The organism is Escherichia sp. AM3 (genome assembly GCF_032029835.1).
Lineage (GTDB): Bacteria > Pseudomonadota > Gammaproteobacteria > Enterobacterales > Enterobacteriaceae > Escherichia > Escherichia coli.
The window spans coordinates 1-240 of sequence record NZ_JAVUPQ010001268.1; the positions used below are offsets into that span (position 1 = coordinate 1).

At 53.8% G+C, this 240-nt stretch carries 1 pseudogene; it reads left to right on the plus strand.

Going from position 1 to position 240, the window contains the following annotated elements:
• Nucleotides 1-240 (plus strand): annotated as a pseudogene (locus RTW80_RS30615) (tyrosine-protein kinase); the annotation flags it as partial.

The following is a 240-nucleotide window of genomic DNA, read 5'->3' on the forward strand; positions in this document are numbered from 1 at the left end:
CGTCAGGATAAAGAGTCTGTTGATCTGCCGCTGGAAGCGAAAGCGGTGCTCGATTCGATGGTGAACATCGACGCGCAGTTGAACGAACTGACCTTTAAAGAGGCGGAAATCTCCAAGCTGTACACCAAAGTTCACCCGGCGTACCGCACGCTGCTGGAGAAACGTCAGGCGCTGGAAGAAGAGAAAGCCAAACTTAACGGTCGCGTAACGGCGATGCCGAAAACCCAGCAGGAGATTGTG